Annotated in this window: 18 protein-coding genes and 2 tRNA genes; 7 read left to right on the plus strand and 13 right to left on the minus strand. The window is 60.2% G+C overall.

Features of this window, described 5'->3' with window-relative positions; translation table 11 throughout:
* Positions 1-10 precede the first annotated feature (10 nt).
* Positions 11-1,501: an L-piperidine-6-carboxylate dehydrogenase gene (amaB, locus tag AC1D2Q_RS09690; RefSeq protein WP_413697560.1), complete on the minus strand. Its 1,491-nt coding sequence runs from the start codon at positions 1,499-1,501 to the stop codon at positions 11-13.
* 187 nt (positions 1,502-1,688) lie between these two features.
* Here amaB and AC1D2Q_RS09695 point away from each other — a divergent pair, with 187 nt between their 5' ends.
* From AC1D2Q_RS09695 to nadE, 3 genes are all read left to right on the plus strand, one after another.
* Entirely contained in the window at positions 1,689-2,597 is a 909-nt protein-coding gene (locus tag AC1D2Q_RS09695; protein ID WP_477813053.1) for a LysR family transcriptional regulator, read from the plus strand.
* A gap of 149 nt (positions 2,598-2,746) precedes the next feature.
* Complete coding sequence (gene pncB, locus AC1D2Q_RS09700; RefSeq protein WP_019650677.1) at positions 2,747-3,973, plus strand: nicotinate phosphoribosyltransferase; 1,227 nt, start codon at positions 2,747-2,749, stop codon at positions 3,971-3,973.
* Between the two features lie 4 nt (positions 3,974-3,977).
* Positions 3,978-4,805 carry an ammonia-dependent NAD(+) synthetase gene (gene nadE, locus AC1D2Q_RS09705; RefSeq protein WP_477813054.1) on the plus strand — a complete coding sequence of 276 codons (828 nt, stop codon included), beginning with the start codon at positions 3,978-3,980 and terminating at the stop codon, positions 4,803-4,805.
* A gap of 71 nt (positions 4,806-4,876) precedes the next feature.
* Here the strand turns inward: nadE and azu are convergent, their stop codons facing one another.
* Complete coding sequence (gene azu, locus AC1D2Q_RS09710; RefSeq protein ID WP_477813055.1) at positions 4,877-5,323, minus strand: azurin; 447 nt, start codon at positions 5,321-5,323, stop codon at positions 4,877-4,879.
* A gap of 345 nt (positions 5,324-5,668) precedes the next feature.
* Between azu and AC1D2Q_RS09715 the strand changes: the two genes are divergently transcribed.
* Together AC1D2Q_RS09715 and AC1D2Q_RS09720 are read left to right on the plus strand one after the other, a co-directional pair.
* A complete protein-coding gene (locus AC1D2Q_RS09715; protein WP_018928486.1) occupies positions 5,669-6,256 on the plus strand; it encodes an LOG family protein in 588 nt (195 codons plus the stop codon).
* Positions 6,257-6,324: 68 nt separating this feature from the next.
* Positions 6,325-6,516 carry a hypothetical protein gene (locus tag AC1D2Q_RS09720; protein WP_018928487.1) on the plus strand — a complete coding sequence of 64 codons (192 nt, stop codon included), beginning with the start codon at positions 6,325-6,327 and terminating at the stop codon, positions 6,514-6,516.
* 130 nt (positions 6,517-6,646) lie between these two features.
* Here the strand turns inward: AC1D2Q_RS09720 and AC1D2Q_RS09725 are convergent, their stop codons facing one another.
* From AC1D2Q_RS09725 to rnr, 11 genes are all read right to left on the minus strand, one after another.
* The gene (locus AC1D2Q_RS09725) at positions 6,647-7,537 is read right to left on the minus strand and encodes a transglutaminase family protein (RefSeq protein WP_019582213.1); all 891 of its coding nucleotides are present in this window, start codon (positions 7,535-7,537) and stop codon (positions 6,647-6,649) included.
* Complete coding sequence (locus AC1D2Q_RS09730; protein ID WP_138866701.1) at positions 7,537-10,023, minus strand: circularly permuted type 2 ATP-grasp protein; 2,487 nt, start codon at positions 10,021-10,023, stop codon at positions 7,537-7,539. The genes AC1D2Q_RS09725 and AC1D2Q_RS09730 overlap by 1 nt, the downstream gene beginning before the upstream one ends.
* Positions 10,024-10,111: 88 nt before the next feature.
* Positions 10,112-13,387 carry a transglutaminase family protein gene (locus AC1D2Q_RS09735; RefSeq protein ID WP_477813056.1) on the minus strand — a complete coding sequence of 1,092 codons (3,276 nt, stop codon included), beginning with the start codon at positions 13,385-13,387 and terminating at the stop codon, positions 10,112-10,114.
* 318 nt (positions 13,388-13,705) lie between these two features.
* Positions 13,706-16,009 (minus strand): YgiQ family radical SAM protein, encoded by a 2,304-nt coding sequence (locus AC1D2Q_RS09740; RefSeq protein ID WP_026286605.1) that lies wholly within the window; start codon positions 16,007-16,009, stop codon positions 13,706-13,708.
* Positions 16,010-16,150: 141 nt separating this feature from the next.
* Positions 16,151-17,548 (minus strand): replicative DNA helicase, encoded by a 1,398-nt coding sequence (dnaB, locus tag AC1D2Q_RS09745; protein WP_019650685.1) that lies wholly within the window; start codon positions 17,546-17,548, stop codon positions 16,151-16,153.
* A 136-nt stretch (positions 17,549-17,684) separates the two neighbouring features.
* Positions 17,685-18,131 carry a 50S ribosomal protein L9 gene (gene rplI / locus AC1D2Q_RS09750; RefSeq protein ID WP_007939577.1) on the minus strand — a complete coding sequence of 149 codons (447 nt, stop codon included), beginning with the start codon at positions 18,129-18,131 and terminating at the stop codon, positions 17,685-17,687.
* A gap of 19 nt (positions 18,132-18,150) precedes the next feature.
* A complete protein-coding gene (locus AC1D2Q_RS09755) occupies positions 18,151-19,044 on the minus strand; it encodes a YybS family protein (RefSeq protein WP_019582207.1) in 894 nt (297 codons plus the stop codon).
* A 36-nt stretch (positions 19,045-19,080) separates the two neighbouring features.
* On the minus strand, positions 19,081-19,311 hold the full coding sequence (gene rpsR / locus AC1D2Q_RS09760; RefSeq protein ID WP_002551829.1) for a 30S ribosomal protein S18: 231 nt from the start codon (positions 19,309-19,311) through the stop codon (positions 19,081-19,083).
* Between the two features lie 28 nt (positions 19,312-19,339).
* Positions 19,340-19,762, minus strand: coding sequence for a 30S ribosomal protein S6 (gene rpsF / locus AC1D2Q_RS09765; protein WP_007939579.1), 423 nt, complete (start codon positions 19,760-19,762; stop codon positions 19,340-19,342).
* Positions 19,763-19,996: 234 nt separating this feature from the next.
* The gene (gene rlmB, locus AC1D2Q_RS09770) at positions 19,997-20,764 is read right to left on the minus strand and encodes a 23S rRNA (guanosine(2251)-2'-O)-methyltransferase RlmB (protein WP_018928494.1); all 768 of its coding nucleotides are present in this window, start codon (positions 20,762-20,764) and stop codon (positions 19,997-19,999) included.
* Positions 20,761-23,391, minus strand: a complete 2,631-nt coding sequence (rnr, locus tag AC1D2Q_RS09775; protein ID WP_477813057.1) for a ribonuclease R — start codon at positions 23,389-23,391, stop codon at positions 20,761-20,763. Before rnr ends, rlmB begins: the two co-directional genes overlap by 4 nt.
* 226 nt (positions 23,392-23,617) lie before the next feature.
* Here rnr and AC1D2Q_RS09780 point away from each other — a divergent pair.
* Together AC1D2Q_RS09780 and AC1D2Q_RS09785 are read left to right on the plus strand one after the other, a co-directional pair.
* A tRNA-Leu gene (locus AC1D2Q_RS09780) sits at positions 23,618-23,704 on the plus strand.
* Between the two features lie 165 nt (positions 23,705-23,869).
* A tRNA-Leu gene (locus AC1D2Q_RS09785) sits at positions 23,870-23,956 on the plus strand.
* Positions 23,957-23,973 lie beyond the last annotated feature (17 nt).

Consider the following 23,973-nt stretch of genomic DNA (forward strand, 5'->3'; position numbering starts at 1 on the left):
AGCTTGCTGCTTAATCGAACGTAATCCCCTGAGCCAACGGCAACTCCAGCGAATAGTTCACGGTGTTGGTCTGACGGCGCATGTACCCACGCCATGCATCGGACCCCGACTCACGACCGCCGCCCGTTTCTTTCTCGCCGCCGAACGCGCCGCCGATTTCCGCGCCGCTCGGGCCGATGTTGACGTTGGCGATGCCGCAATCGCTGCCCACCGCCGACATGAACCGCTCGGCTTCACGCACGTCGGTGGTGAAGATGCACGACGACAGGCCTTGTGGCACGGCGTTGTTCAAGCGCAATGCCTCTTCGAAATCGGTGTAACCGATCACGTACAGAATCGGCGCGAAGGTTTCGTCGCGCACCACATCGCTTTGTTCCGGCATTTCGACGATGGCTGGCGAAACGTAGTAAGCGTTGGGGAATTTGTCTTCCAGCTGACGCTGGCCACCAAACACCCGACCGCCTTCGCTCAAGGCTTGCTCCAGCGCGTCCTGCATGTTGTCGAAGCTGTGTTTGTCGATCAGCGGCCCGATCAGGTTGCCTTCCAGCGGATGGCCGATGCGCACCTTGGAGTAAGCGGCTTTCAGGCGGGTGACGATTTCTTCTTTCACCGACTCGTGGGCAATCAGGCGACGCAAGGTGGTGCAACGCTGACCGGCGGTGCCGACGGCGCTGAACAGAATCGCCCGCACAGCCATGTCCAGATCGGCGCTTGGGCCGAGGATCATCGCGTTATTACCGCCCAGTTCCAGAATGCTACGGGCGAAACGTGCGGCGATTTTCGGCGCCACTTCGCGGCCCATGCGGGTGCTGCCGGTAGCGCTGATCAACGCGACACGCGGGTCATCGACCAGGGCTTCGCCTGCATCGCGACCACCGATGATCACTTGGCTCAGGTGCGGCGGGGCGTCGCTGAAGTTCTTCAGGACACGGTCGAACAGCGCCTGACAGGCCAGCGCGGTCAGCGGGGTTTTCTCCGACGGCTTCCAGATCACCGGGTTGCCGCACACCAGCGCCAGCGCCGCGTTCCAGGCCCAGACGGCAACCGGAAAGTTGAACGCGCTGATCACGCCGACGATGCCCAGCGGGTGCCAGGTTTCGCGCATGTGGTGGCCAGGGCGCTCGGAGGCGATGGTCAAACCGTACAACTGACGGGACAAACCGACCGCGAAGTCGCAGATGTCGATCATTTCCTGAACTTCACCCAGGCCTTCCTGAGTGATCTTGCCGGCTTCCCAGGAAACCAACTCACCCAGATCGGCCTTGTACTCGCGCAGGATGTCGCCCAATTGACGAACCAGTTCGCCACGGCGCGGCGCCGGCACCTTGCGCCACAATTCGAACGCATGATCTGCGCGACTGATGTGCTGCTCGACTTCAGCGGCGCCTTCCCAGTTCACGGCGGCAATCCGACTACCGTCGATGGGCGAATGCACCGGCACTTTGCCGTTCTGGTACAGGGCCGGGTTCACACCAAGACGATCAAGCAATGCGGCAACCATGGGTCACTCCTCGAGCAGAAACAGAAAACGTGCAGCCGGATTAATTCGACTGATCTGACCTGTAGTTTTAGCGCTCCCGAGGTTCTCCAACAAACGACGATTAAGCGAGATATCATTCCGTTTATTCATGCTGCGAATCTGCCGGTAACACGCGTGCCACGTAGAGAGACAAGAACAAGGAGAACCGATGCTGAATAAACGCTACTTGCCGTCGATCACTGCGCTGCAGTGTTTCGAGGCCGTGACCCGGCATTTGAGCTTCACCCGCGCCGCCGAAGAGCTGAACCTGACCCAGAGCGCCGTGAGCAAACAGGTCGCGCAACTCGAAGAGCTGTTGCAGCACCTGTTGTTCCGCCGGGTGCGCCGACGCCTGCAAATGACCCCCGCTGGCGATTTGTATTTGGTGGAGGTGCGAAAAATCCTCACCCAAGTCGAAATGTCGACCCATTACCTGCGCTCTTACGGCGGTGACACCGAAGTCTTGCGCGTCTCCACGCCTCCGACCTTCGGCGCGCGCTGGCTGGTGCCACGCTTGAAAGGCTGGCGCCTGCGTCATCCGTCAATTCATCTGGACCTGTGCAGCGAACAGGAAGCCGACGATCTGCTGCAAGGTCGTAGCGACCTGGCGTTTTATTTCGGCCAAGGCTCACGGCCCGGCACCGAATGTCTGAAGCTGTTTGGCGAAGAGCTTGTTCCTGTGTGTGCCCCGGGCAGTCTGCCGGACACGCCATTCACCGATCCTACCCAGCTCACCGACCTGGTCCTGCTGCAAAACGCTTCCCGGCCCCAGGCCTGGCACGACTGGTTCGACAGCCAGGGCTACCACACCGAACACAGTTACCACGGCCCGCGTTTCGAAACGTTCTATATGTGCATCCGCGCCGCCCAGGTCGGCTGTGGTGTAGCGTTGCTACCGAAGTTTCTGGTGGAAGAGGAATTGGCCGACGGCAAGTTGGTCATTCCCTGGCAGCATGCAATGCCCAGCACCGACGCCTATTACCTGGCGTATCCGGAGCATTCGGCGGAAGTGCCCAAGGTGAGGGATTTTGTGAAGTGGATGCTGGAGCAGATAAACAATTCCACAGCCAACGACTAACCCCCGCGTAGGAGCTGCCGAAGGCTGCGATCTTTTGATCTTGAAAAGTCAGTCAAAAGATCGCAGCCTTCGGCAGCTCCTACGCTCCATTCATTGAAACAGCTGCAATGCCGTTGCCACAGGCCGCGGCCAGCCTGGAGAACCCCGTTATGAGCGAGAGTGTGTTTGCCGATCGCATCGTGCAGAACCTGCTCGACACCGACTTCTACAAACTGACGATGATGCAGGCGGTGCTGCACAACTACCCTAACGTGGAAGTCGAATGGGAGTTTCGTTGCCGTAACAGCGAGGATCTGCGCCCGTACCTGGCGGAGATCCGTTTCCAGATCGAGCGTCTGGCCGAGTTGAGCCTGAGCGCCGATCAGTTGAGCTTCCTGGAGCGCATCAGCTTCCTGAAACCGGACTTCCTGCGTTTTCTCGGACTGTTCCGTTTCAATCTGCGCTATATCCACACCGGCATTGAAAACGGCGAGCTGTTCATTCGCCTGCGCGGGCCGTGGCTGCACGTGATTCTGTTCGAAGTGCCGTTGCTGGCCATGGTCAGCGAAGTGCGCAACCGCTATCGCTACCGGGAAATCGTCCTGGAACAGGCCCGCGAGCAGCTCTATCGCAAGTTCGACTGGTTGACCGCCAACGCCAGCACCGACGAATTGTCCGAGCTGCAGGTAGCCGATTTCGGCACTCGCCGTCGCTTCTCGTACCGTGTGCAGGAGGAAGTGGTGAACGTGCTCAAGCATGACTTCCCCGGGCGTTTCGTCGGCACCAGCAACGTGCACCTGTCCCGGGAGCTGGACATGAAGCCGCTGGGCACCATGGCCCACGAATGGATCATGGCACACCAGCAACTCGGTCCACGGCTGATCGACAGCCAGATCGCCGCCCTCGACTGCTGGGTCCGTGAGTACCGTGGCCTGTTGGGGATTGCCCTGACCGACTGCATCACTTCCGATGCGTTTCTCGGCGATTTCGACCTGTTCTTTGCCAAACTCTTCGACGGCTTGCGTCACGACTCCGGTGACCCGGTGCTCTGGGCGGAAAAGGCCATCGCCCACTACCACAAGCTGGGCATCGACCCGATGAGCAAGACCCTGGTGTTTTCCGACAGCCTGACGTTGCCCAAATCTCTGGAGATTTTTCGGGCGTTACGTGGTCGGATCAATGTCAGTTTCGGCATCGGCACTAACCTGACCTGCGATATTCCGGGTGTCGAACCGATGAGCATCGTGCTTAAAATGACTGCATGCAACGGCCAACCGGTGGCCAAGATTTCTGATGAGCCTGGCAAGACTCACTGCAAAGACCCGAATTTCGTCGCCTATTTGCGACACGTTTTCCAAGTACCTGCCACCCTTTCCAGTACATCAAGCAAGGAGTGAATTCATGCAAGCCGTACAGCGTGAGATTGCTGAACAGCTCAAGGTCCAACCGCCGTTCGTGGATCAACTCGCCCTTGAGGCTGAAGTCGCCCGGCGAATCACCTTCATTCAGGATTGCCTGGTCAATTCCGGGCTCAAGGCGCTGGTGCTCGGTATCAGCGGCGGCGTCGATTCCCTGACCGCCGGCCTGCTGGCCCAACGCGCCATCCGTGAACTGCGTGAGCGTACCGGTGATGACAGCTACAAGTTCATCGCCGTGCGCTTGCCGTACCAGACGCAGTTCGATGAACACGACGCCCAGGCCTCGGTGGACTTCATCGCCCCGGACGAACGCCACACGGTGAACATCGGCCCGGCAGTCAAATCCCTGGCCAGTGAAGTGGCAGCCTTCGAAGGCAAAGAGGCAGTCTGGGTGGATTTCGTATTGGGCAACACCAAGGCGCGGATGCGCATGGTCGCGCAATACACCATCGCCGGTGCGGCTCATGGCCTGGTGATCGGCACCGACCACGCGGCAGAAGCCGTGATGGGTTTCTTCACCAAGTTCGGTGACGGCGCCTGCGACCTCGCACCGCTGAGCGGCCTGGTGAAAAACCAGGTCCGGGCGATTGCCCGCAGCTTCGGCGCGCCAGAGTCGCTGGTGGAAAAAATCCCGACCGCCGACCTCGAAGACCTGTCGCCGGGCAAACCCGACGAGGCGTCCCACGGCGTGACCTACGCCGAGATCGACGCCTTCCTGCACGGCGAACCGGTGCGCGAGGAAGCGTTCAAGATCATTTGCGATACGTACAAGAAGACTCATCACAAGCGTGTGATGCCGTTCGCGCCTTGATTCTGCCCCCTGTAGAAATGAATACAAAAAAAGCGTCCCAGGTGGACGCTTTTTTTATGCGTTTGAATCGATTACTTCAGCGTCACAGTGCCTTTCATCATCGAGATGTGGCCCGGGAACGAGCAGAAGAAACCGTATTTTTCGGCCGCATCGAGTTTCGATACATCGATGGTCAGAGAATCCTTTTCGCCAGCGCCGATGACTTTGGTGTGAGCGATGACGCGGGTATCACCTTCTTTCAGGTAATTCTTGTCGATGCCAGCCGCCAGGCCGTCGGTGGCGATCGGCTGCATGTCAGCCTCTTTGCTGATCACCAGGTTATGGCCCATGACGTTTTTCGGCAGGCTGCCGGAGTGGGTCAGTTCAACGGTGAAGGTCTTGCAGCTTTTGTCGATTTCAATGGCCTTGGTGTTGAAGGACATCTGATCGGTGGAGTCGATGGTCGTTTTGCACTCGGCAGCCATCAATTGGCTGCTGGCCAGCGTCAGCAGGGATACCGCAACAAGTTTGGCAAACATGGTGAATCTCCAAGGCAGGGTTAACGAAAGTGCTAATGGACAGAAGACTGCCTGAAATCTTCGCAAGTTCCTATGACCTGAATCAAAAATTGTATACAACTTTCGGGCTATGACACTCATCGAAACAATCTACCAGCCAGACGTCTGGGACGGCCCTATCATCAGGGCCATCATTACTCACTTGGAGCGTCTGTCATGTCTTTCAGCAGCTTGTTGAGCAGTTTGCTGGCCGCCTACGCCTGTGGCGCCAGTGGCACTTACGAAACACCTGAACGCGCGGTTTAACCCTTGGAACGATGCAAGCCTGCCTTTACTCTGTGGTCCTGATTGACCATGGAGCAAGGCATGTCTTTAACGTCCGTTTGTGTATTTTGCGGTGCCAGCACCGGCACCAATCCGGCTTATCGTGAGGCGGCTGTCGCCCTGGGGCGAGCATTGGCCGAGCGCAAGCTGACCCTGGTCTATGGCGGCGGCGCTGTCGGGCTGATGGGGATTGTGGCTGATGCCGCACTGGCGGCCGGCGGCGAAGTGATCGGGATCATTCCGCAGAGCCTCAAGGACAAGGAAATCGGCCACAGCGGCCTGACCCGCCTGGAAGTGGTCGACGGCATGCATGCGCGCAAGGCGCGAATGGCCGAGCTCAGCGATGCCTTCATCGCCCTGCCCGGCGGTCTGGGCACGCTGGAAGAGCTGTTCGAAGTCTGGACCTGGGGCCAGCTCGGGTATCACGGCAAACCGCTGGGTTTGCTGGAAGTGAACGGTTTCTACAGCAAGTTGACGTCTTTTCTCGATCATATCGTCGGCGAAGGCTTCGTTCGCGGGCAGCACCGTGACATGCTGCAAATGAGCGAATCACCGCAAACCCTGCTCGATGCACTGGATGCCTGGCAACCCTCGGTACCACCAAAATGGACCGAGCAAAAACCCAGCTAACGGCTCGGTGCCGATACAGGGCAGAATATGCGCCGCTCAACCTCACCTTCGACCCCAGAGGATCGCCCATGGCTAAACCTAATTATTCCTTCGCCAAACGTCAGAGAGACTTGGCCAAGGAGCAGAAGAAAGAGGAAAAGCTTCAGCGCAAGAAAGCTACAGCTGAAGAAGAAGCAGCCGCACTGAACCCGGATGCAGAAGGTGAAGTGGCGGCAGAAGATGATGTTGAAGCACCGAAAGATCAGGCGCCCGACGCCTGAGACCCTCCGGGCCCGATGATCTGATCAGGCCCACCGGATCTGTGTCCAGGGTCAGCAACGATGTTGCTGGCCCTCACAGGCCAATTTGAAACCTTCCTCCAAAAAAGCACATTCCCGCATGGGGTCTGCGCTATTCCAATGGCATCACTGTCACCCGAACTTCGGGATCATGGCTGCCACCGCCCAGAATCACCCCGCGCAACGGCGACACATCGGAAAAGTCTCGGCCCCAGGCCAGGGTGATGTGCTCCAGCGCCGGTTGCACATTGTTGGTCGGGTCAAAATCCACCCAACCCAGCACCGGGCAAAACACCGACACCCACGCATGCGACGCATCGGCGCCGATCAGCCGCGGCTGGCCCGGTGGGGGCTGTGTCAGCAGATAGCCGCTGATGTACCGCGCCGCCAACCCACGGGAGCGCAGGCACGCGAGCATCAAATGCGCGAAGTCCTGGCAAACCCCACGACGCCTCTCCAGCACTTCCACCAACGGCGTCGCCACTTGGGTCGCCTCGGCGTCGAAGGTGAACTCGCTGAAGATCTTCTCCATCAACGCTTGAACACCCAGCAGCAATGGCCGGCCAGCAGGAAAGCAACTTTCGGAGAACTCGACGAAACTGCGTTTCAAATGCACGTAGGGCGATTCGAAGCGGTAACGGCAGGCTTCCAGCAACGCAGGCGAGAGTGGCTGACCGCTGTAGGTCAGCGCGTTGCAGGTCGCTTCCCAGGCCGGCGATTGATTGAAGTCCAGCGACGGCCGTTCCAGCACTTCGACGGTGAGCCGAGCGTTGACCAGCAATTCATCGTGGGGGCGCTCGAACGCCAACCGGGTCAGCGGATTGCCGAACACATCCAGCTCATCCCGGCGTGAAGTCGGCTGGGGACTGATCTGCAACTGCTGTTCGGTGCAGCGCTGCCAGGCACAGGCGCGCGGCCACAGATGCGCCAGTTGCTGGGCCAGGGACACCGGGCTGTCGTAGTGATAATGGGTGTCGTGGAAAATCTGGTAATGGGCACTCATCAGACGGACACCGTGCGCTGGCTGACATCATCGACATGGGCGAAATGGCGCAAGGCCAGGCGATCCGACACCTGTCCGCTGGCATCGGCGATCTCTTGCAGCAGATCCGCCAACCCCTCTATGGCGGCGTGAACACTGGCCTCGCCGAACAGCGAGTTCTCCAGGCAGCCCAGATCGAAGTGCGCCAACCGCTCCACCAACTGCAGCAGACCTGTTTCGCGCGGCGCACCGAAGTCGTCGTTCAAGCGCTTCAACGTACGGGTCACCAGTTTCAACTGGAACAGCACCGCGTGCGGGTTTTGTTCATCGAGCAGCAACAGGTCAAGCACCGGGATCAATTGCGCCACCGCCAGGTACCGCGAGCGGTAGGTGATGCTGCTGTTACCCAGTTCCAGCAGCCATTCCAGCCCGGCCTGATCGAAAGCCCCGGCACCGCGCAAAAACGCCGCCAGACTGCCGCTGAGAAATTGCAGCCGTTCGATCCGCCGACCGATCATCAGGAAACGCCAGCCTTCGTCCCGGGTCATGTCGTCGAGGGCAAAGCCGGACAGCGCCGCCAGCGACATTACCAACCGGTTGAGGAAGTCCAGCAACTCGCCGAAATCCGGCTCTTCGGTTTCCAGCTCCATGGCCTCGCGCTGCAACTCCACCAGCGCTTGCCAGTTCTCTCGCGAGAGCTTGCCGCGTACTTGCGACGCCGCCCACTGCAAACGCTGCAGATTGGAGCGCAGGCTGAACGGCCAATCATCGCCGAGCAGCGCCGCCAGCAATCGTTCCGGCAACTCACCCTCCTCCGGCAACAGATTCAGGCGTTCACCGAGATCGACCGCCGCCTCCAGGGCTTGCGGGTCATCGCCATCGACATAGCGCGCGAGCATGACCCGCAGCAGCCGCGCGCTGTCATCGCAGCGCTCGCAATAACGGCCGAACCAGAACAGGTTCTCGACCACCCGCGATGGCAGATACGGATCACGACGTACCAGATCGTGAACGCCAATGTTGCGCTGGGCTTTCCATTGTTCGCCGCTGGGTGGGCGATCGCCCAACACCCAGGTGTCTTTGCTCGCGCCGCCGCGTTGCATCGACACCGCTTCGGCATCGGCCTCGGCGGCAACCCGGGTCAGGCCACCGGGCAGCACTCGATAACCCTCCCGACTGGCCACCGCATACACGCGCATGCCGATGGCTCGCGGTTGCAACTGTCCGCCTTCGGCCTGCCAGATCGGCGCCTGGGACAGTTGCGCCAATTCTTGCGCAACATAGGCATAAGGCCGTGCCTGCATGCGCTCAGCCAGAGCCTGGCGCTGTTTTTCACTCAAATCACGCCCAAACACCGGTGCAAAGCTCTGCGACGGAAACGCCGGCTTGATCAACAGTTCCGGCAGTTTTTCCAGGGCCTGGGCCAGCACCGGCGCTTCGCCGCACCACCAAGTTGCGATGGACGGCAGGATCAACTCTTCGCCGAACAGGAATTGATTGATTTTCGGCAGGAAGCCCAGCAAACCCGGCGACTCCAGCACACCGCTGCCGAGGGCGTTGGCCACCAGCACCCGGCCCTGACGCACCGCTTCGAGCAGCCCTGGCACGCCAAGGGCCGAGTCGGTGCGCAGCTCCAGCGGGTCGCAGAAATCATCGTCGAGCCGACGCATGATCGCGTGAACCCGGCGCAACCCGCTCAAGGTTTTCAGATAGACCGTGGCATCGCGCACGGTCAGATCACCGCCTTCCACCAGTGGATAACCGAGCTGACGAGCCAGGTACAAGTGCTCGAAATAGCTTTCGTTGAAACGCCCCGGTGTCAGCAGGACCACCAGCGGCGCTTCATCGTCGCTCGGCGCCTGCCGGGCGAGTGTTTCCTGAAGTGTGCGGAAGAACCCGGCCAGGTGCCGCACCTTCAAGTCGCGATACAACTCGGGGAAGGCCCGGGACACGATGGTGCGGTTTTCCAGGGCGTAACCGGCACCGGAGGGTGCTTGAGTCCGGTCGGCGGTCACCCACCAGCGACCGTCAGGCGTGCGCGCCAAATCCACGGCATACAGATGCAGAAAGGCCCCGTCGGGCGGTGCGATGCCCTGGCAAGGCCAGAGGAAGTTGTTATGACCGAACACCAGTTCAGCCGGCAGCAGGCCTTCGGCGATCAAGCGTTGAGGACCGTACAGGTCCGCCAGCACAGCATTGAGCAAACGCGCCCGTTGAGCGATCCCGGCCGAAAGCTGCTGCCACTCATCGGCTGCAATCACATGAGGCAACAAATCCAGCTCCCATGGCCGATCAGCGCCCTTGGGGTCGGCGTAGACGTTGTAGGTCACGCCGTTTTCCTGAATCTGTCGGGTCAGCAGCGCCTGACGCTGCACCAGTTGCGCTGGCGTGCTGCGTTGCAATTGATCGAACAGCCGCCGCCAGTGCGGGCGCACGGCGCCGCTGTTGTCGAGCAGTTCGTGATAGGTGCCCGCAGTCAACGGGTAGCGGTCAAGCAGGTCAGGCATGGAAAGCTCGGCAGACAGCAAAGAACGGTCAGACTAACGCAGGCTCATGACGCCCGGATAGACGAAAAATCCGAGCGTCGCGTACGGTTTAAAAGCGTCGCAAATCGAGTGTCATCGGCAGCTCGTCGTTGATTTCCAGTTTCGGTACAGGAAGTTTCCCAGGCGTGTGTCCGATGCGGAAGAAACGCGCCATCCGCCGGCTCTCGGCTTCATTGGCGTTCACCGGCAGGCTGTCGTAGTTGCGCCCGCCCGGATGGGCGACGTGGTACTGACAACCACCCAGCGAACGCCCCATCCAGGTGTCGAGCAAGTCGAACACCAGCGGTGCGTGGACCGGGATAGTCGGTTGCAGACAGTTGTACGGTTGCCAGGCACGGAAACGTACACCGGCGACGAACTCGCCGACCCGACCGGTAGGTTGCAACGGCACCGGGATGCCATTGCAAGTCAGCAGATAACGTTGCGGCGGCAACCCCGTCAGCTTGACCTGCAAACGTTCCAGGGACGAATCCACATAACGCACCGTACCGCCCGCGCTGCCCTCTTCGCCCAACACATGCCAGGGCTCCAGCGCCTGACGCAATTCCAGTTCGATGCCGCTGACGGCGTAGTCGCCGACCTTGGGAAAACGGAACTCCAGATGCGCCGCGAACCACTCTGCCTGCACCGGATAACCGGCGGCATTCAGGTCGACGATCACATCGGCGAAATCCTGCTCGATAAAGTGCGGCAGCAAGAACCGGTCGTGCAGTTCGGTGCCCCAGCGCGCCAGTTTCGGCGGTGCATAAGGCTCGCGCCAGAACCGTGCCACCAGCGCCCGCAGCAACAACTGCTGAGCCAGGCTCATGCGCGCATGGGGCGGCATTTCAAAGGCTCGCAGTTCCAGCAAGCCGAGGCGCCCGGTGGCGCCGTCCGGTGAATAGAGTTTGTCGATGCAGAACTCGGCGCGGTGGGTGTTGCCGGTCACGTCGATCAGCAAATTGCGCAACAAGCGATCCACCAGCCAGGGTGGGCATTCTTCGCCTGGCTTCGGCATCTGGGCGAAGGCGATTTCCAGTTCATACAGCGAATCGTTGCGCGCTTCGTCCACCCGCGGTGCCTGGGATGTCGGGCCGATGAACAGCCCGGAAAACAGGTAGGACAAGGACGGATGGTTATGCCAGTAGCTGATCAGACTACGCAGCAGGTCAGGACGACGCAGAAACGGTGAGTCAGCCGGGGTCGCACCACCCAGGACGAAATGGTTACCGCCGCCGGTGCCGGTGTGTCGGCCGTCGATCATGAATTTCTCGGTGGTCAGCCGGGTCTGGCGCGCCTCTTCGTATAGGAATTCGGTGCGTTCCACCAACTCGTCCCAGGTCGCGGACGGCTGGACGTTGACCTCGATCACGCCCGGATCCGGGGTAATGCGAAAGTTGCTCAGACGCGGATCGCTCGGCGGCTCATAGCCTTCCAGCAATACCGGGCAATGCAGCTCCTCCGCGGTGGCTTCGATGGCGGCGACCAGTTCCAGGTAGTCCTCGACCCGCTCCAGTGGCGGCATGAACAGGTACAACCGACCTTCGCGCGCTTCGGCGCAGAACGCGGTGCGGGTGAGCCAGTCGGCGGACTGGTCGATCTCGGGCACACGTTCGTCGGCGGTTTTCGGTTGAGCATGACTCTGTAGCTGGTCGGTGTCCGGTAGCGCCGGGAAATCCTGATTCGGGTCCGTGGGGTGAATGAACGGGTACTCCGCGGCTTTCACCCAAGGCTGCGAACCGAGCGGCAAGCGATAACCCAGTGGTGAATCCCCCGGCACCAGCCGGCAGTGCTCTTCGCGCAGGTACCAGCGACCGCTCTGCCATTGATCGCCCTTGGCGGTGCGCGCCAGCGGCAGGACCTGACCGATGACCTTGTCCAGGCCTTGGCTGAAGACTTTGCGCAGGCGCGCACGCTCCAGCGGCTCTTCCAGGCGTGAGTCTTCGGCGCTGACGTTCTGCGGCAATGCGCCTTCGCGCCAGAGGTAATAGAAATTGTCTTCGTAGGCCGGGAACACGAAGCGTGTCGGAATTTTCAAGCGCTCGGCGACACTCGCCAGAAAACGCCCGGCCAGTTCGCCATCGGCGCCGTAGTCTTCCTGCTCGTCGGCGATCAGCGCGCTGTTGTGCCAGATCGGCACGCCATCGCGGCGCCAGTAGCAGTTCAGCGACCAGCGCGGCAGTTGCTCGCCGGGGTACCACTTACCCTGACCGAAATGTACCAGGCCCTTGGGCGCGTAATGCTTGCGCATGCGCTGGAACAGTTCGGCTGACAGCCGACGCTTGGCTGGACCGAGCGCGGCGGTGTTCCACTCGGCGCCGTCCGGGTCATCGATGGAAACGAACGTCGGCTCGCCGCCCATGGTCAGGCGCACGTCACCTTCAAGCAAATCAGCATCAATCTGCCGGCCCAAGGCCTGAATCGCCAGCCATTGGTCTTCAGTGTAGGGTTTGGTAACCCTTGGCGCTTCCCAAATCCGCTCGACTGACATTTCGTGGGTGAATTCGCACTCGCACGGTTCCACCAGGCCACTGATCGGCGCCGCAGAGGACGGATCGGGACTGCACGCCAACGGAATGTGTCCTTCACCGGCAAACAGCCCTGAGGTCGCGTCCAGGCCGATCCAGCCGGCGCCGGGTAAATACACTTCGCACCAGGCGTGCAGGTCAGTGAAATCCACGTCGGTGCCCGAGGGGCCGTCGAGGCTTTTGACATCGGCAGTCAGCTGGATCAGGTAACCGGAGACGAATCGTGCCGCCAGGCCAAGGTTGCGCAGCAATTGCACCAGCAACCACGCCGAGTCACGGCAGGAACCCGAGGCCTGTTCAAGGGTGTATTCCGGGGTCTGTACCCCCGGTTCCATACGAATCAGATAACCGATGTCTTCGCTCAGGCGCTGGTTGATCGCGACGAGGAAATCCACGCTGGGCAGCGGCGTGCGGTCGATGCCGTCCAGATAGGCCTTGAATGTCGGCGTCAGCGGCAAGGTTTCCAGGTACGGCGCCAGCTCTTTGCGCTCGTCCGCTGCATAGGCGAAAGGGATCTTCTCGGCGTAGGGCTCGAGGAAGAAGTCGAAGGGATTGAAGACCGCCATCTCGGCCAGCAGGTCGACCTCGATCCTCAGTTCATCGGTTTTCTCCGGGAACACCAACCGCGCCAGGTAATTGCCCTGAGGGTCTTGTTGCCAGTTGATGAAATGCTGCTCGGGCGAGACTTTCAGCGCATAGGACAGTATCCGCGTGCGGCTGTGGGCAGCCGGGCGCAGGCGAACGATCTGCGGACCGAGCTCGACGGCGCGGTCGTAGCGGTAATGCGTGACGTGATGCAATGCGACATGAATCGACACGGCGTGCCTCCTGCGAGCCTTAAACTTATAGGAAAGCGCGCAAGACTTATGCCAGCCAGCGGCGTTGGCGCTTTCTCCAAGTGGTTGAGGCAGTACAGCACCAAAATCGGGCGATGCGGGAAATTGCTTTGTGGGGATTGCACAGAAATGTTGCGGAGGGGATGTTGGCGCTTGATCGTTCCCACGCTCTGCGTGGGAATGCAGCCCGTGACGCTCCGCGTCACTGGACGCGGAGCGTCCCTTGAGGCATTCCCACGCGGAGCGTGGGAACGATCACGCCAACCCGGAGGTTGGCGTTCTGTTCAGCTCAAGCGACGTTTAGCGCGGCACGACCGGCTTGCGCGCTGGCTTCGGCCCCTTGCCTTTAGCCGCGTCCTTGCGCTCCTTGGCTGCCTGCTGGTTGCGGGCGAATGCCGCCGCCTTGGCCTGTTCACGCTTGTCCCACGGGTTACCGCCATCGCTGGCACGCGGTGGCAGGCCGGTGTGCTGGGTCAGGATCTTGGTGGTCGTTTCCTTGGCCACTTTGTGGCTGCCGGCCGGCGTCGAGTTCTTGCGACGGGCGCTCTGGTAGCTGTCGGTCGCCGGCTGATGCAACGGGATCAACTGGTTCTTGCCCGGCCCGATCAGATCGGCGCGGCCCATGCGGGTCAGCGCTTCACGTAGCATCGGCCAGCCTTTCGGGTCGTGATAACGCAAGAACGCTTTGTGCAGGCGACGCTGCTCTTCGCTCTTGACGATGGTCACGCCGTCGCTCTTGTAAGTGACCTTGCGCAGCGGGTTCTTGCCCGAGTGGTACATCGCGGTAGCGGTGGCCATCGGCGACGGGTAGAACGCCTGCACCTGGTCGGCACGGAAACCGTTGCCCTTGAGCCACAGGGCCAGATTCATCATGTCTTCGTCGGTGGTGCCCGGGTGAGCGGCGATGAAGTACGGAATCAGGTACTGCTCTTTCCCGGCTTCCTTGGTGTACTTCTCGAACATGCGCTTGAACTTGTCATAGCTGCCGATGCCCGGTTTCATCATCTGGTTGAGCGGACCTTCCTCGGTGTGTTCCGGGGCGATCTTCAGGTAACCACCGACGTGGTGGGTCACCAGCTCCTTGACGTACTCCGGCGACTCGACCGCAAGGTCGTAGCGCAGGCCGGAGGCGATCAGGATCTTCTTCACACCCGGCAAGGCCCGGGCGCTGCGATAGAGCTGGATCAGCGACGAGTGATCGGTGTTGAGGTTCGGGCAAATGCCTGGGAACACGCATGAAGGCTTGCGGCACGCGGATTCGATTTCCGGGGTCTTGCAGGCGATGCGGTACATGTTCGCGGTCGGGCCGCCGAGGTCGGAAATGACGCCGGTGAAACCCGGAACCTTGTCGCGGATCTCTTCGATTTCGCGAATGATCGACTCTTCGGAACGGTTCTGGATGATCCGGCCTTCGTGCTCGGTGATCGAGCAGAAGGTGCAGCCGCCGAAGCAGCCACGCATGATGTTCACCGAGAAACGGATCATCTCGTAGGCCGGGATCTTTTCCTTGCCGTACGCCGGGTGCGGAACGCGCGCGTAAGGCATGCCGAACACGTAGTCCATTTCTTCGGTGGTCATCGGAATCGGCGGCGGGTTGAACCAGACGTCTACCTCGCCGTGCTTTTGCACCAGAGCGCGGGCGTTGCCCGGATTGGTTTCCAGGTGCAGCACGCGGTTGGCGTGAGCGTAAAGCACCGCATCGCCACGGACTTTTTCAACCGACGGCAGACGAATGACGGTCTTGTCGCGAGTCATTTTCGGGCTGGCCAGGATCTGTACGACCTTAGCCTCGCCAGGGTCTTCAACCGGCCCCTTTTCCTGCTCGATGGCGCAGGCGGCGGTGTCCTGGGTGTTGACGTACGGGTTGATGATCTTGTCGATCTTGCCCGGACGGTCGATGCGCGTGGAATCGACTTCGTACCAGCCTTGCGGCGTATCACGGCGGATGAACGCGGTGCCGCGCACATCGGTGATGTCTTCGATCTTGTGGCCGTAGGACAGGCGCTGGGCGACTTCGACGATCGCACGCTCGGCGTTGCCGTAGAGCAGGATGTCGGCGCAGGCGTCGATCAGGATCGAGTTACGCACCCGATCCTGCCAGTAATCGTAGTGGGCGATGCGGCGCAGGGAGGCTTCGATGCCGCCGAGCACAATCGGCACGTGCTTGTAGGCTTCCTTGCAGCGCTGGCTGTAAACCAGGCTCGCGCGGTCCGGACGTTTGCCCGCCAGGCCACCGGGGGTGTAGGCGTCGTCGGAACGGATTTTCTTGTCGGCGGTGTAGCGGTTGATCATCGAGTCCATGTTGCCGGCCGCGACACCGAAAAACAGGTTCGGCTCGCCGAGCTTCATGAAGTCGTCTTTGGACTGCCAGTTCGGCTGCGCGATGATCCCGACGCGGAAGCCCTGGGCCTCCAGCAGCCGGCCGATGATCGCCATGCCGAACGACGGATGGTCGACGTAGGCATCACCGGTGACGATGATGATGTCGCAGGAATCCCAGCCGAGCTGATCCATCTCCTCCCTGCTCATGGGCAGGAATGGCGCTGGCCCGAAACATTCGGCCCAGTACTTGGGATAGTCAAATAACGGCTTGGCTGCTTGCATGTCGATAACCGGTGTTGGCTTTCATTGAATTTCGCGGGCGCGGAATATAGCACAAATTTTGACCAATTCCGACGGCTATGGTCGGAAATCGGTGGAGCTGTTTTCGCAAAAGTCCTGGGGCCACAGAAGCCCTCGCCACAGTTACTCGTCGTCGTCGAAGTTGTAGCTACCCGGCGCCAGGTTTTCAAATCGGGTGTATTTACCGATGAAGGCCAGGCGGATAAAGCCGATCGGGCCGTTCCGCTGCTTGCCGATGATGATTTCGGCAATGCCCTTGTGTTCGGTTTCCGGGTGATACACCTCGTCCCGGTAAACGAACATGATCACGTCGGCGTCCTGCTCGATCGCTCCCGATTCCCGCAAGTCGGAGTTCACCGGGCGCTTGTTCGGGCGCTGTTCCAGGGAACGGTTGAGCTGGGACAGTGCCACCACCGGGCAGTTGAATTCCTTGGCCAGGGCTTTCAGGGACCGGGAGATCTCGGAAATCTCGTTGGTCCGGTTGTCACCACTGGACCCCGGGATCTGCATCAGTTGCAGGTAGTCGATCATGATCAGACCGATCTCACCGTGTTCACGCACCAGACGACGGGTCCGGGCGCGCATTTCCGAAGGGCTGATACCCGCCGTGTCGTCGATGAACAACTTGCGATCGTTGAGCAGGTTGACCGCCGACGTCAGGCGCGGCCAGTCGTCGTCTTCCAGGCGACCGGCCCGGACCTTGGTCTGGTCGATACGACCGAGAGACGACAGCATACGCATGATCAGCGATTCACCTGGCATCTCGAGGGAGTAAACCAGGACAGCCTTCTCGCTGCGCAGCACGGCGTTTTCCACCAGGTTCATCGCAAAGGTGGTTTTACCCATGGACGGACGGCCGGCAACGATGATCAGGTCAGCCGGTTGCAGGCCACTGGTCTTCTCGTCGAGGTCGGTGTAACCGGTGGACAGGCCGGTGATCGAGTTGTCGGTGTTGAACAAGGTGTCGATGCGGTCGATGGCCTTGGTCAGCAGGTCGTTAACGCTGACCGGGCCGCCGGTTTTCGGACGAGCCTCGGCAATCTGGAAGATCTGCCGTTCGGCCTCGTCGAGAATCTCGGCGGCGGTGCGGCCTTCAGGGTTGAAAGCGCTGTCGGCGATTTCGGTGCTGATGCCGATCAACTGGCGCAGGGTTGCCCGCTCGCGAACGATCTGGGCATAAGCCTTGATGTTGGCGACGGACGGCGTGTTTTTTGCCAGTTCGCCAAGGTAACCGAGACCGCCGACCTGGGACGTCTGACCTTCCTTGTCCAATTGCTCGGCCAGGGTCACGACGTCGATTGGCTGGTTCTGGTCCGCCAGTTTGGCGATGGCCCGGAAGATCAGGCGGTGGTCATGCCGATAGAAATCGCCGTCGGAGACTTGATCGAGCACGCGCTCCCAGGCGTTGTTGTCCAGCATCAGCCCACCGAGCACGGCCTGTTCGGCCTCGATGGAATGCGGCGGCACCTTCAGGGCAGCGGTTTGCAGATCGTATTGCTCGGGAGCGGAGATATCGTTCATGGCCACTTGGTTTATTCAGGAGAAGCAGGGGTTGTGAAAATCAGGAACTGCAGAAAGACAAAGGGCACGACCTGTAAACAGGATCGTGCCCGATGTTACCGGCAAGCACCCGAGGGTGCCAGCCGACAAGTACTGCTTAAGCTGCTACCACGACAACGCGTACGGTGGCTTCAACTTCGGCGTGCAGGTGCACGGCTACGTCGAATTCGCCTACGTTGCGGATAGTGCCGTTCGGCAGACGAACTTCGCTTTTTGCAACTTCAACGCCAGAGGCGGTCAGTGCATCAGCGATGTCGTGGGTGCCGATCGAACCGAACAGCTTGCCTTCGTCACCGGCGGTGGCAGTGATAGTCACTTCCAGCTCAGCCAGTTGGGCGGCGCGGCTTTCAGCCGATGCTTTACGGTCTGCTGCGGCTTTTTCCAGCTCAGCGCGACGCTCTTCGAACGCAGCCAGGTTGGCTGGGGTCGCAGCGGTAGCTTTGCCGTATGGCAGCAGGTAGTTACGACCGTAACCAGCCTTAACGTTCACTTTGTCACCCAGGTTGCCCAGGTTGGTGACTTTTTCCAGAAGGATCAGTTGCATGTGAAAATCCTCTTAACTTTTAACCTTCACCGTTCGCGCTATCGGCATCTTTCGGTGCCGAACGACCGCGAAAATCAATCAGGCTGTCGACGATGGCCAGAACCACCAGCAACGGATAGATCAGCTGCATGAACAGCAACAGCGTGACGTACAACCCCACCAGCCAGAACTTGGCCAGTCGCTTTTGCGCCACCAGCCCGTGAATCAGGGCCAGCCCGGCGAACACCAGCGGTACGCTGCACAACGGCGTCAACATGGCCATCTGCGGGCCAAGATTTGGCCCCAGAAGCATTAACGCCAGCAGCAACATCGCCGGTCCCAGCGGGATTCGGATGGCGCGAAACTCGCGACCAAAACCACCCGGGTTGTACAACAACGCCTGCCAGTAGCGCCCGACAATCAGGCTCAGCACACTGACGATTTGCAACAACGCCGCAATCAGGCCGGTCAGGACCGGTGCAATCAGGGACGCAAAGCGCGCTTGCTCGTCTACCGACAATTGCTGGTAGACCTCACCGAGTAGCGACGGCATGACTTTTATCAAAGCCTGCGCCAGCATCTCGATCTGGGGCGCAAAAGCCGCCCCCAGCACCACTGAAAACACCAATCCCATCGCTATGCTGACCAGCAGCACGCGGTTCCAGGACTCGCTTGCGCGCAAAACCAACGCAAGGCTCGAAGACCCCAGCAGCACCAGAAGTGCCCGTGGGTCGTCGAAGAAAAGCCACCAGATCAACGCCGGCAGCAGTCCCAGAGCAAGTACGCCAACGGCGTCCTTCAATCCGCGCCGCAGGAGCACAAGGCATCCGGCGGCAGCACCCAACCAATACAACAACGGCAATGTTGCGCATCCGGCCACTACCAGAGTGGCCTGCATACGGCCGCGCATGATGAACTCAGCTAAGGCGCGCATGCATTCAATCCTTTGCTACGTGTCGACTGCCCGGTCTCAGCGGCCGTGGCTGTCGGTGTAGGCCAGCAGGGCCAGGAAGCGGGCGCGCTTGATAGCGGTGGCCAGCTGACGCTGATAACGTGCTTTGGTACCGGTGATGCGGCTTGGAACGATTTTGCCGGTCTCGGATACGTAAGCTTTCAGAGTGTTGAGATCTTTGTAATCGATCTCTTTCACGTCTTCAGCGGTGAAGCGGCAGAATTTACGACGACGGAAGAAACGTGCCATGTAATAGGCTCCTCAAAAGGTCCGTGGATTACTCGTCAGCGTTATCGCTGTTGTCGCTGTCATCACTGTCAACGCCTTCAGCGTCGGAGTGCTCAGGACGGTCGCGACGCTCACGGCGCTCACTGCGGTTTTCTTCAGCCTTGAGCATCTCGGATTGGCCGGTAACGGCTTCTTCGCGACGGATGACCAGGTTACGGATCACTGCATCGTTGTAGCGGAAGTTGTCTTCCAGCTCGGCCAGGGCCTTGCCAGTGCACTCAACGTTCAGCATCACGTAGTGAGCCTTGTGAACATTGTTGATTGCGTAGGCCAGTTGACGACGGCCCCAATCTTCCAGACGGTGGATTTTGCCGCCGTCTTCTTCGATCAGCTTGGTGTAACGCTCAACCATGCCGCCGACTTGCTCGCTTTGATCCGGGTGGACCAAAAAGATGATTTCGTAATGACGCATGAATGCTCCTTACGGGTTGTAGCCTGCCGCTCAAAAGCGGTCAGACAAGGAGTGAATGACACTTATGGACTTGCTTGCGATAGACACATGCGTGCCTGCCGTCACAGCAAGGGGCGCAATTGTAGAGAAGGGTCGAGGGAGGTGCAAGGCAATTGGTGATTATTTGAACAATCACTTCGACTGGAAAGCCGAACACTTGCAGGAGCCGCCTGCGGCGACTCCTGCAGAGGAGTCTCAGGACTTTTTGGCGGTCCCGGCGGCTTTGACGCCACGCTGGCGCAGCGCTTCGAACAGGCAGACGCCGGTGGCGACGGACACGTTGAGGCTGCTGACGCTGCCAGCCATCGGCAGGCGCACCAAATAGTCGCAAAGGTCGCGAGTCAGGCGGCGCATGCCGCTACCTTCGGCACCCATGATCAGGATGGTCGGGCCCGTCAGGTCCTGCTGATACAGATCCTGTTCAGCCTCGCCCGCCGTACCGACGACCCACAAGCCGCGCTGCTTGAGTTTTTCCAGGGTGCGCGCCAGGTTGGTCACGGCGACCAACGGAATCACTTCCGCCGCGCCACAAGCAACTTTTCGAACCGTCGGGGTCAGCGTGGCTGATTTGTCCTTCGGCACGATCACCGCCAGCGCGCCGGCCGCATCGGCCGAACGCAGGCAAGCGCCGAGGTTGTGCGGATCGGTCACGCCGTCGAGCACCAGCAGCAAAGGCGCGCCTTCGGTGCGATCGAGCAGCTCGTCGAGCATCGCCTCGCCCCAGACCTGGCTCGGGCTGACGTCCGCCACCACGCCCTGGTGCACGCCTTCAACCCAGGCGTCCAGCTCGCGACGCTCAGCCTGACCGACGGCCACGCGATTTTCGGCAGCGAGTTCGATCAGCGTCTGAACGCGCGGATCGCTGCGGCCTTCAGCCAGCCAGATCTGCTTGACGCGTTTTGGGTGGTGACGCAGCAACGCTTCTACCGCGTGCACGCCGTAGATCTTTTCCAACTGACTCATGACTTGGCCTTAGGTTTACGCGCCCCGCCGCTTCTGGCGGCTGGAGCGGAACCCGCTTTTGGCGGGCCTTTACGGTGTTTGCTCGGTTTGGCTGGCTTGCCGCCGGAGGCCTTGTCAGGCGCCGACCGCCCGGTCTTTCCCCCAGACGCCGCTTTACCGCCGCTTTTCGCTTCAGACAGCAACGCCTGTTTCATTTCACGACTTTTGCGCAACTCGGCATTTTTTGCCGCCGCATCGCTCGGACGATAGGCCTCGACGGCCTTTTCCTTGGCCGGACGACGCCCGGCTTTGGCCAGTACCGGCTCGGCAGCTGTTTTGATAGCAGGCGCTGCGGTTTCAGTGCCGCGCTTTTTGCGACCGATCGGTGCGCTGATGGTTTTTTCGGCCATCTCGAAGTCGATCTTGCGCTCGTCGAGGTCGACGCGCATGACGCGCACTTCAACGGTGTCGCCCAGGCGGAAGCTACGACCGGTACGCTCACCGGCGAGGCGATGGTGCACAGGATCGAAGTGGTAGTAGTCACCCGGCAGCGCGGTGACGTGCACCAGGCCTTCGACGTAAATATCGGTCAGTTCGACGAACAGGCCGAAACCGGTCACGGCGGTGATCACCCCCGGGAACGATTCGCCCACACGGTCTTTCATGAACTCGCACTTGAGCCAGTTCACTACGTCGCGGGTGGCTTCGTCGGCACGGCGCTCGCTCATCGAGCACTGCTCGCCGAGCTGCTCCAGGGTCGCTTCGTCGTACGGATAGATCCGCGCTTTCGGAATGGTCATCGCACCGGCACGGCGAACGTGCGGGGTGTCCATTTTCGAATGGATGACGCTGCGAATCGCCCGGTGCGTGAGCAAGTCCGGGTAGCGGCGAATAGGCGAAGTGAAGTGGGTGTAGGCTTCGTAATTCAGGCCGAAGTGGCCCTGGTTATCGGCGCTGTACACCGCTTGGCTCAATGAGCGCAGCATGACGGTCTGGATCAGGTGGAAATCCGGACGATCCTTGATGCTCGCGAGCAAAGCCTGGTAATCCTTCGGCGACGGGCCATCCTTGCCTTTGTGCAGGGACAGGCCGAGCTCGCCGAGGAAGGCACGCAGTTTTTCCAGACGCTCCGGCGGCGGGCCGTCGTGGACGCGATACAGCGCAGGAATTTCGTGCTTCTTCAGGAATTCGGCGGTGGCCACGTTGGCCGCCAGCATGCATTCCTCAATCAGCTTGTGAGCATCGTTGCGAACGGTCGGACGGATTTCGGCAATCTTGCGCTCGGAACCGAAGATGATCCGGGTTTCCTGGGTTTCGAAATCGATCGCGCCGCGCACGTGACGAGCCGCCAGCAGAACCTTGTACAGCGCATACAGCTGCTTGAGGTGCGGCAGGACGTCAGTGTATTCACCACGAAGCTGACGCGCTTCGGTGGCTTTCGGCGTTTCCAGCATGGCGCTGACCTTGTTGTAGGTCAGGCGGGCATGGGAGTGAATCACCGCTTCGTAGAAGCAGTAGTCGGTCATTTCGCCGGATTTGGAGATGGTCATCTCGCAAACCATGGCCAGGCGATCGACGTGCGGGTTCAGCGAGCATAGGCCGTTGGACAGCTGCTCAGGCAGCATCGGTACCACGCGCTCGGGGAAGTACACCGAGTTGCCGCGAACCTGGGATTCGTTATCCAGCGCCGAACCGATTTTCACGTAGCTGGAAACGTCAGCGATCGCCACGTACAACTTCCAGCCACCGGAGAACAGGCGCAGCTTGCCCGGTTTGGCTTCGCAGTAGACCGCGTCATCGAAGTCGCGCGCATCTTCGCCGTCGATGGTCACGAACGGCAGATGACGCAGGTCGATGCGCTTCTCTTTGTCTTTCTCTTCGACTTCAGGCTTGAGCTTGGCGGCTTCTTTCAAGACCGCTTCAGGCCAGACGTGCGGAATATCGTAGGTGCGCAGGGCAACATCGATTTCCATGCCCGGGGCCATGTAGTTGCCCACGACCTCGACCACGTCGCCTTGCGGCTGGAAGCGTGGCGTCGGCCAGTGAGTGATCTTCACTTCAACGAACTGACCGATCTGCGCGTTGGCGTTGCGACCTGGCGTCACCAGCACTTCTTGCTGGATCTTCGGATTGTCTGCGACGACGAAACCGATACCGCCCTCCTCGAAGTAACGACCGACGATGCTCTCGTGAGCACGGGACACCACTTCGACAATCATGCCTTCGCGGCGACCGCGACGGTCGAGGCCGGAAACACGGGCCAGGGCACGGTCGCCATCGAACACCAGGCGCATTTGCGCCGGGCTCATGAACAGGTCGTCACTGCCGTCGTCCGGGACCAGGAAGCCGAAACCGTCACGGTGACCGCTGATGCGGCCCAGGATCAGGTCGAGCTTGTCCACCGGCGCATAAGTGCCGCGACGGGTGTAGATGAGTTGAGCGTCGCGCTCCATGGCGCGCAGGCGGCGGCGCAGGGCTTCGATCTGGTCTTCTGTGGTCAGACCAAACTCTTCGACCAGCTGCTCGCGGTTAGCAGGCGAACCTCGATCAGCAAGGTGCTGAAGGATCAGTTCGCGGCTAGGAATAGGGTTTTCATATTTTTCCGCTTCACGAGCGGCCTCGGGATCGAGGGACTGCCAATCGGCCATTAGAGAGTTTTCACCTTGTCTATATGCGGGTTAGTTTGGCATAGGCGTAATGAAACGGGAAATTTCAGGCTATGACAGCCCATCTAAAGCCCTTTATCGACACCGCGAAGCTGATTTGAATGCCGCCGGTAAAATTTTCCAGGTTTTTTTGATGGCAGGGGTTTACAGTTAAAAAGACGCTCCGTATAGTGCGCGCCATCGACGACGCACTAGCGCTGCCGATACTGCCCAGATGGTGAAATTGGTAGACACGCCAGCTTCAGGTGCTGGTGACCGCAAGGTCGTGGAAGTTCGAGTCTTCTTCTGGGCACCAATTTCGAGCTTGAGATTAGATCAATTTCAAGGCTCACACAAAAACCCGCGAAAGCGGGTTTTTGCATTCCAGGCTTCTGAATTATTAAAATTAAATCAGGGGTTTACAGATCAAAATGCTCTCCGTATAGTGCGCCACATCAACAGCGGCAACGCTGAAGATCATGCCCAGATGGTGAAATTGGTAGACACGCCAGCTTCAGGTGCTGGTGACCGCAAGGTCGTGGAAGTTCGAGTCTTCTTCTGGGCACCAATTCAAATTCAAGGTCA

It is taken from the genome of Pseudomonas sp. P1_A1 (assembly GCF_056406935.1).

What these genes read in the sequence shown, in the direction of transcription:
- nadE (WP_477813054.1), top strand. Translation starts at nt 3,978, where the DNA reads ATGCAAGCCGTACAGCGTGAGATTGCTGAACAGCTCAAGGTCCAACCG.
- rnr (WP_477813057.1), bottom strand. Translation starts at nt 23,391, where the DNA reads ATGGCCGATTGGCAGTCCCTCGATCCCGAGGCCGCTCGTGAAGCGGAA.
- AC1D2Q_RS09715 (WP_018928486.1), top strand. Translation starts at nt 5,669, where the DNA reads ATGTCTTTAACGTCCGTTTGTGTATTTTGCGGTGCCAGCACCGGCACC.
- rlmB (WP_018928494.1), bottom strand. Translation starts at nt 20,764, where the DNA reads ATGAGTCAGTTGGAAAAGATCTACGGCGTGCACGCGGTAGAAGCGTTG.
- AC1D2Q_RS09740 (WP_026286605.1), bottom strand. Translation starts at nt 16,009, where the DNA reads ATGCAAGCAGCCAAGCCGTTATTTGACTATCCCAAGTACTGGGCCGAA.
- rplI (WP_007939577.1), bottom strand. Translation starts at nt 18,131, where the DNA reads ATGCAACTGATCCTTCTGGAAAAAGTCACCAACCTGGGCAACCTGGGT.
- azu (WP_477813055.1), bottom strand. Translation starts at nt 5,323, where the DNA reads ATGTTTGCCAAACTTGTTGCGGTATCCCTGCTGACGCTGGCCAGCAGC.
- rpsF (WP_007939579.1), bottom strand. Translation starts at nt 19,762, where the DNA reads ATGCGTCATTACGAAATCATCTTTTTGGTCCACCCGGATCAAAGCGAG.
- amaB (WP_413697560.1), bottom strand. Translation starts at nt 1,501, where the DNA reads ATGGTTGCCGCATTGCTTGATCGTCTTGGTGTGAACCCGGCCCTGTAC.
- AC1D2Q_RS09725 (WP_019582213.1), bottom strand. Translation starts at nt 7,537, where the DNA reads ATGAGTGCCCATTACCAGATTTTCCACGACACCCATTATCACTACGAC.
- rpsR (WP_002551829.1), bottom strand. Translation starts at nt 19,311, where the DNA reads ATGGCACGTTTCTTCCGTCGTCGTAAATTCTGCCGCTTCACCGCTGAA.
- AC1D2Q_RS09730 (WP_138866701.1), bottom strand. Translation starts at nt 10,023, where the DNA reads ATGCCTGACCTGCTTGACCGCTACCCGTTGACTGCGGGCACCTATCAC.
- AC1D2Q_RS09755 (WP_019582207.1), bottom strand. Translation starts at nt 19,044, where the DNA reads ATGCGCGCCTTAGCTGAGTTCATCATGCGCGGCCGTATGCAGGCCACT.
- AC1D2Q_RS09720 (WP_018928487.1), top strand. Translation starts at nt 6,325, where the DNA reads ATGGCTAAACCTAATTATTCCTTCGCCAAACGTCAGAGAGACTTGGCC.
- AC1D2Q_RS09695 (WP_477813053.1), top strand. Translation starts at nt 1,689, where the DNA reads ATGCTGAATAAACGCTACTTGCCGTCGATCACTGCGCTGCAGTGTTTC.
- dnaB (WP_019650685.1), bottom strand. Translation starts at nt 17,548, where the DNA reads ATGAACGATATCTCCGCTCCCGAGCAATACGATCTGCAAACCGCTGCC.
- pncB (WP_019650677.1), top strand. Translation starts at nt 2,747, where the DNA reads ATGAGCGAGAGTGTGTTTGCCGATCGCATCGTGCAGAACCTGCTCGAC.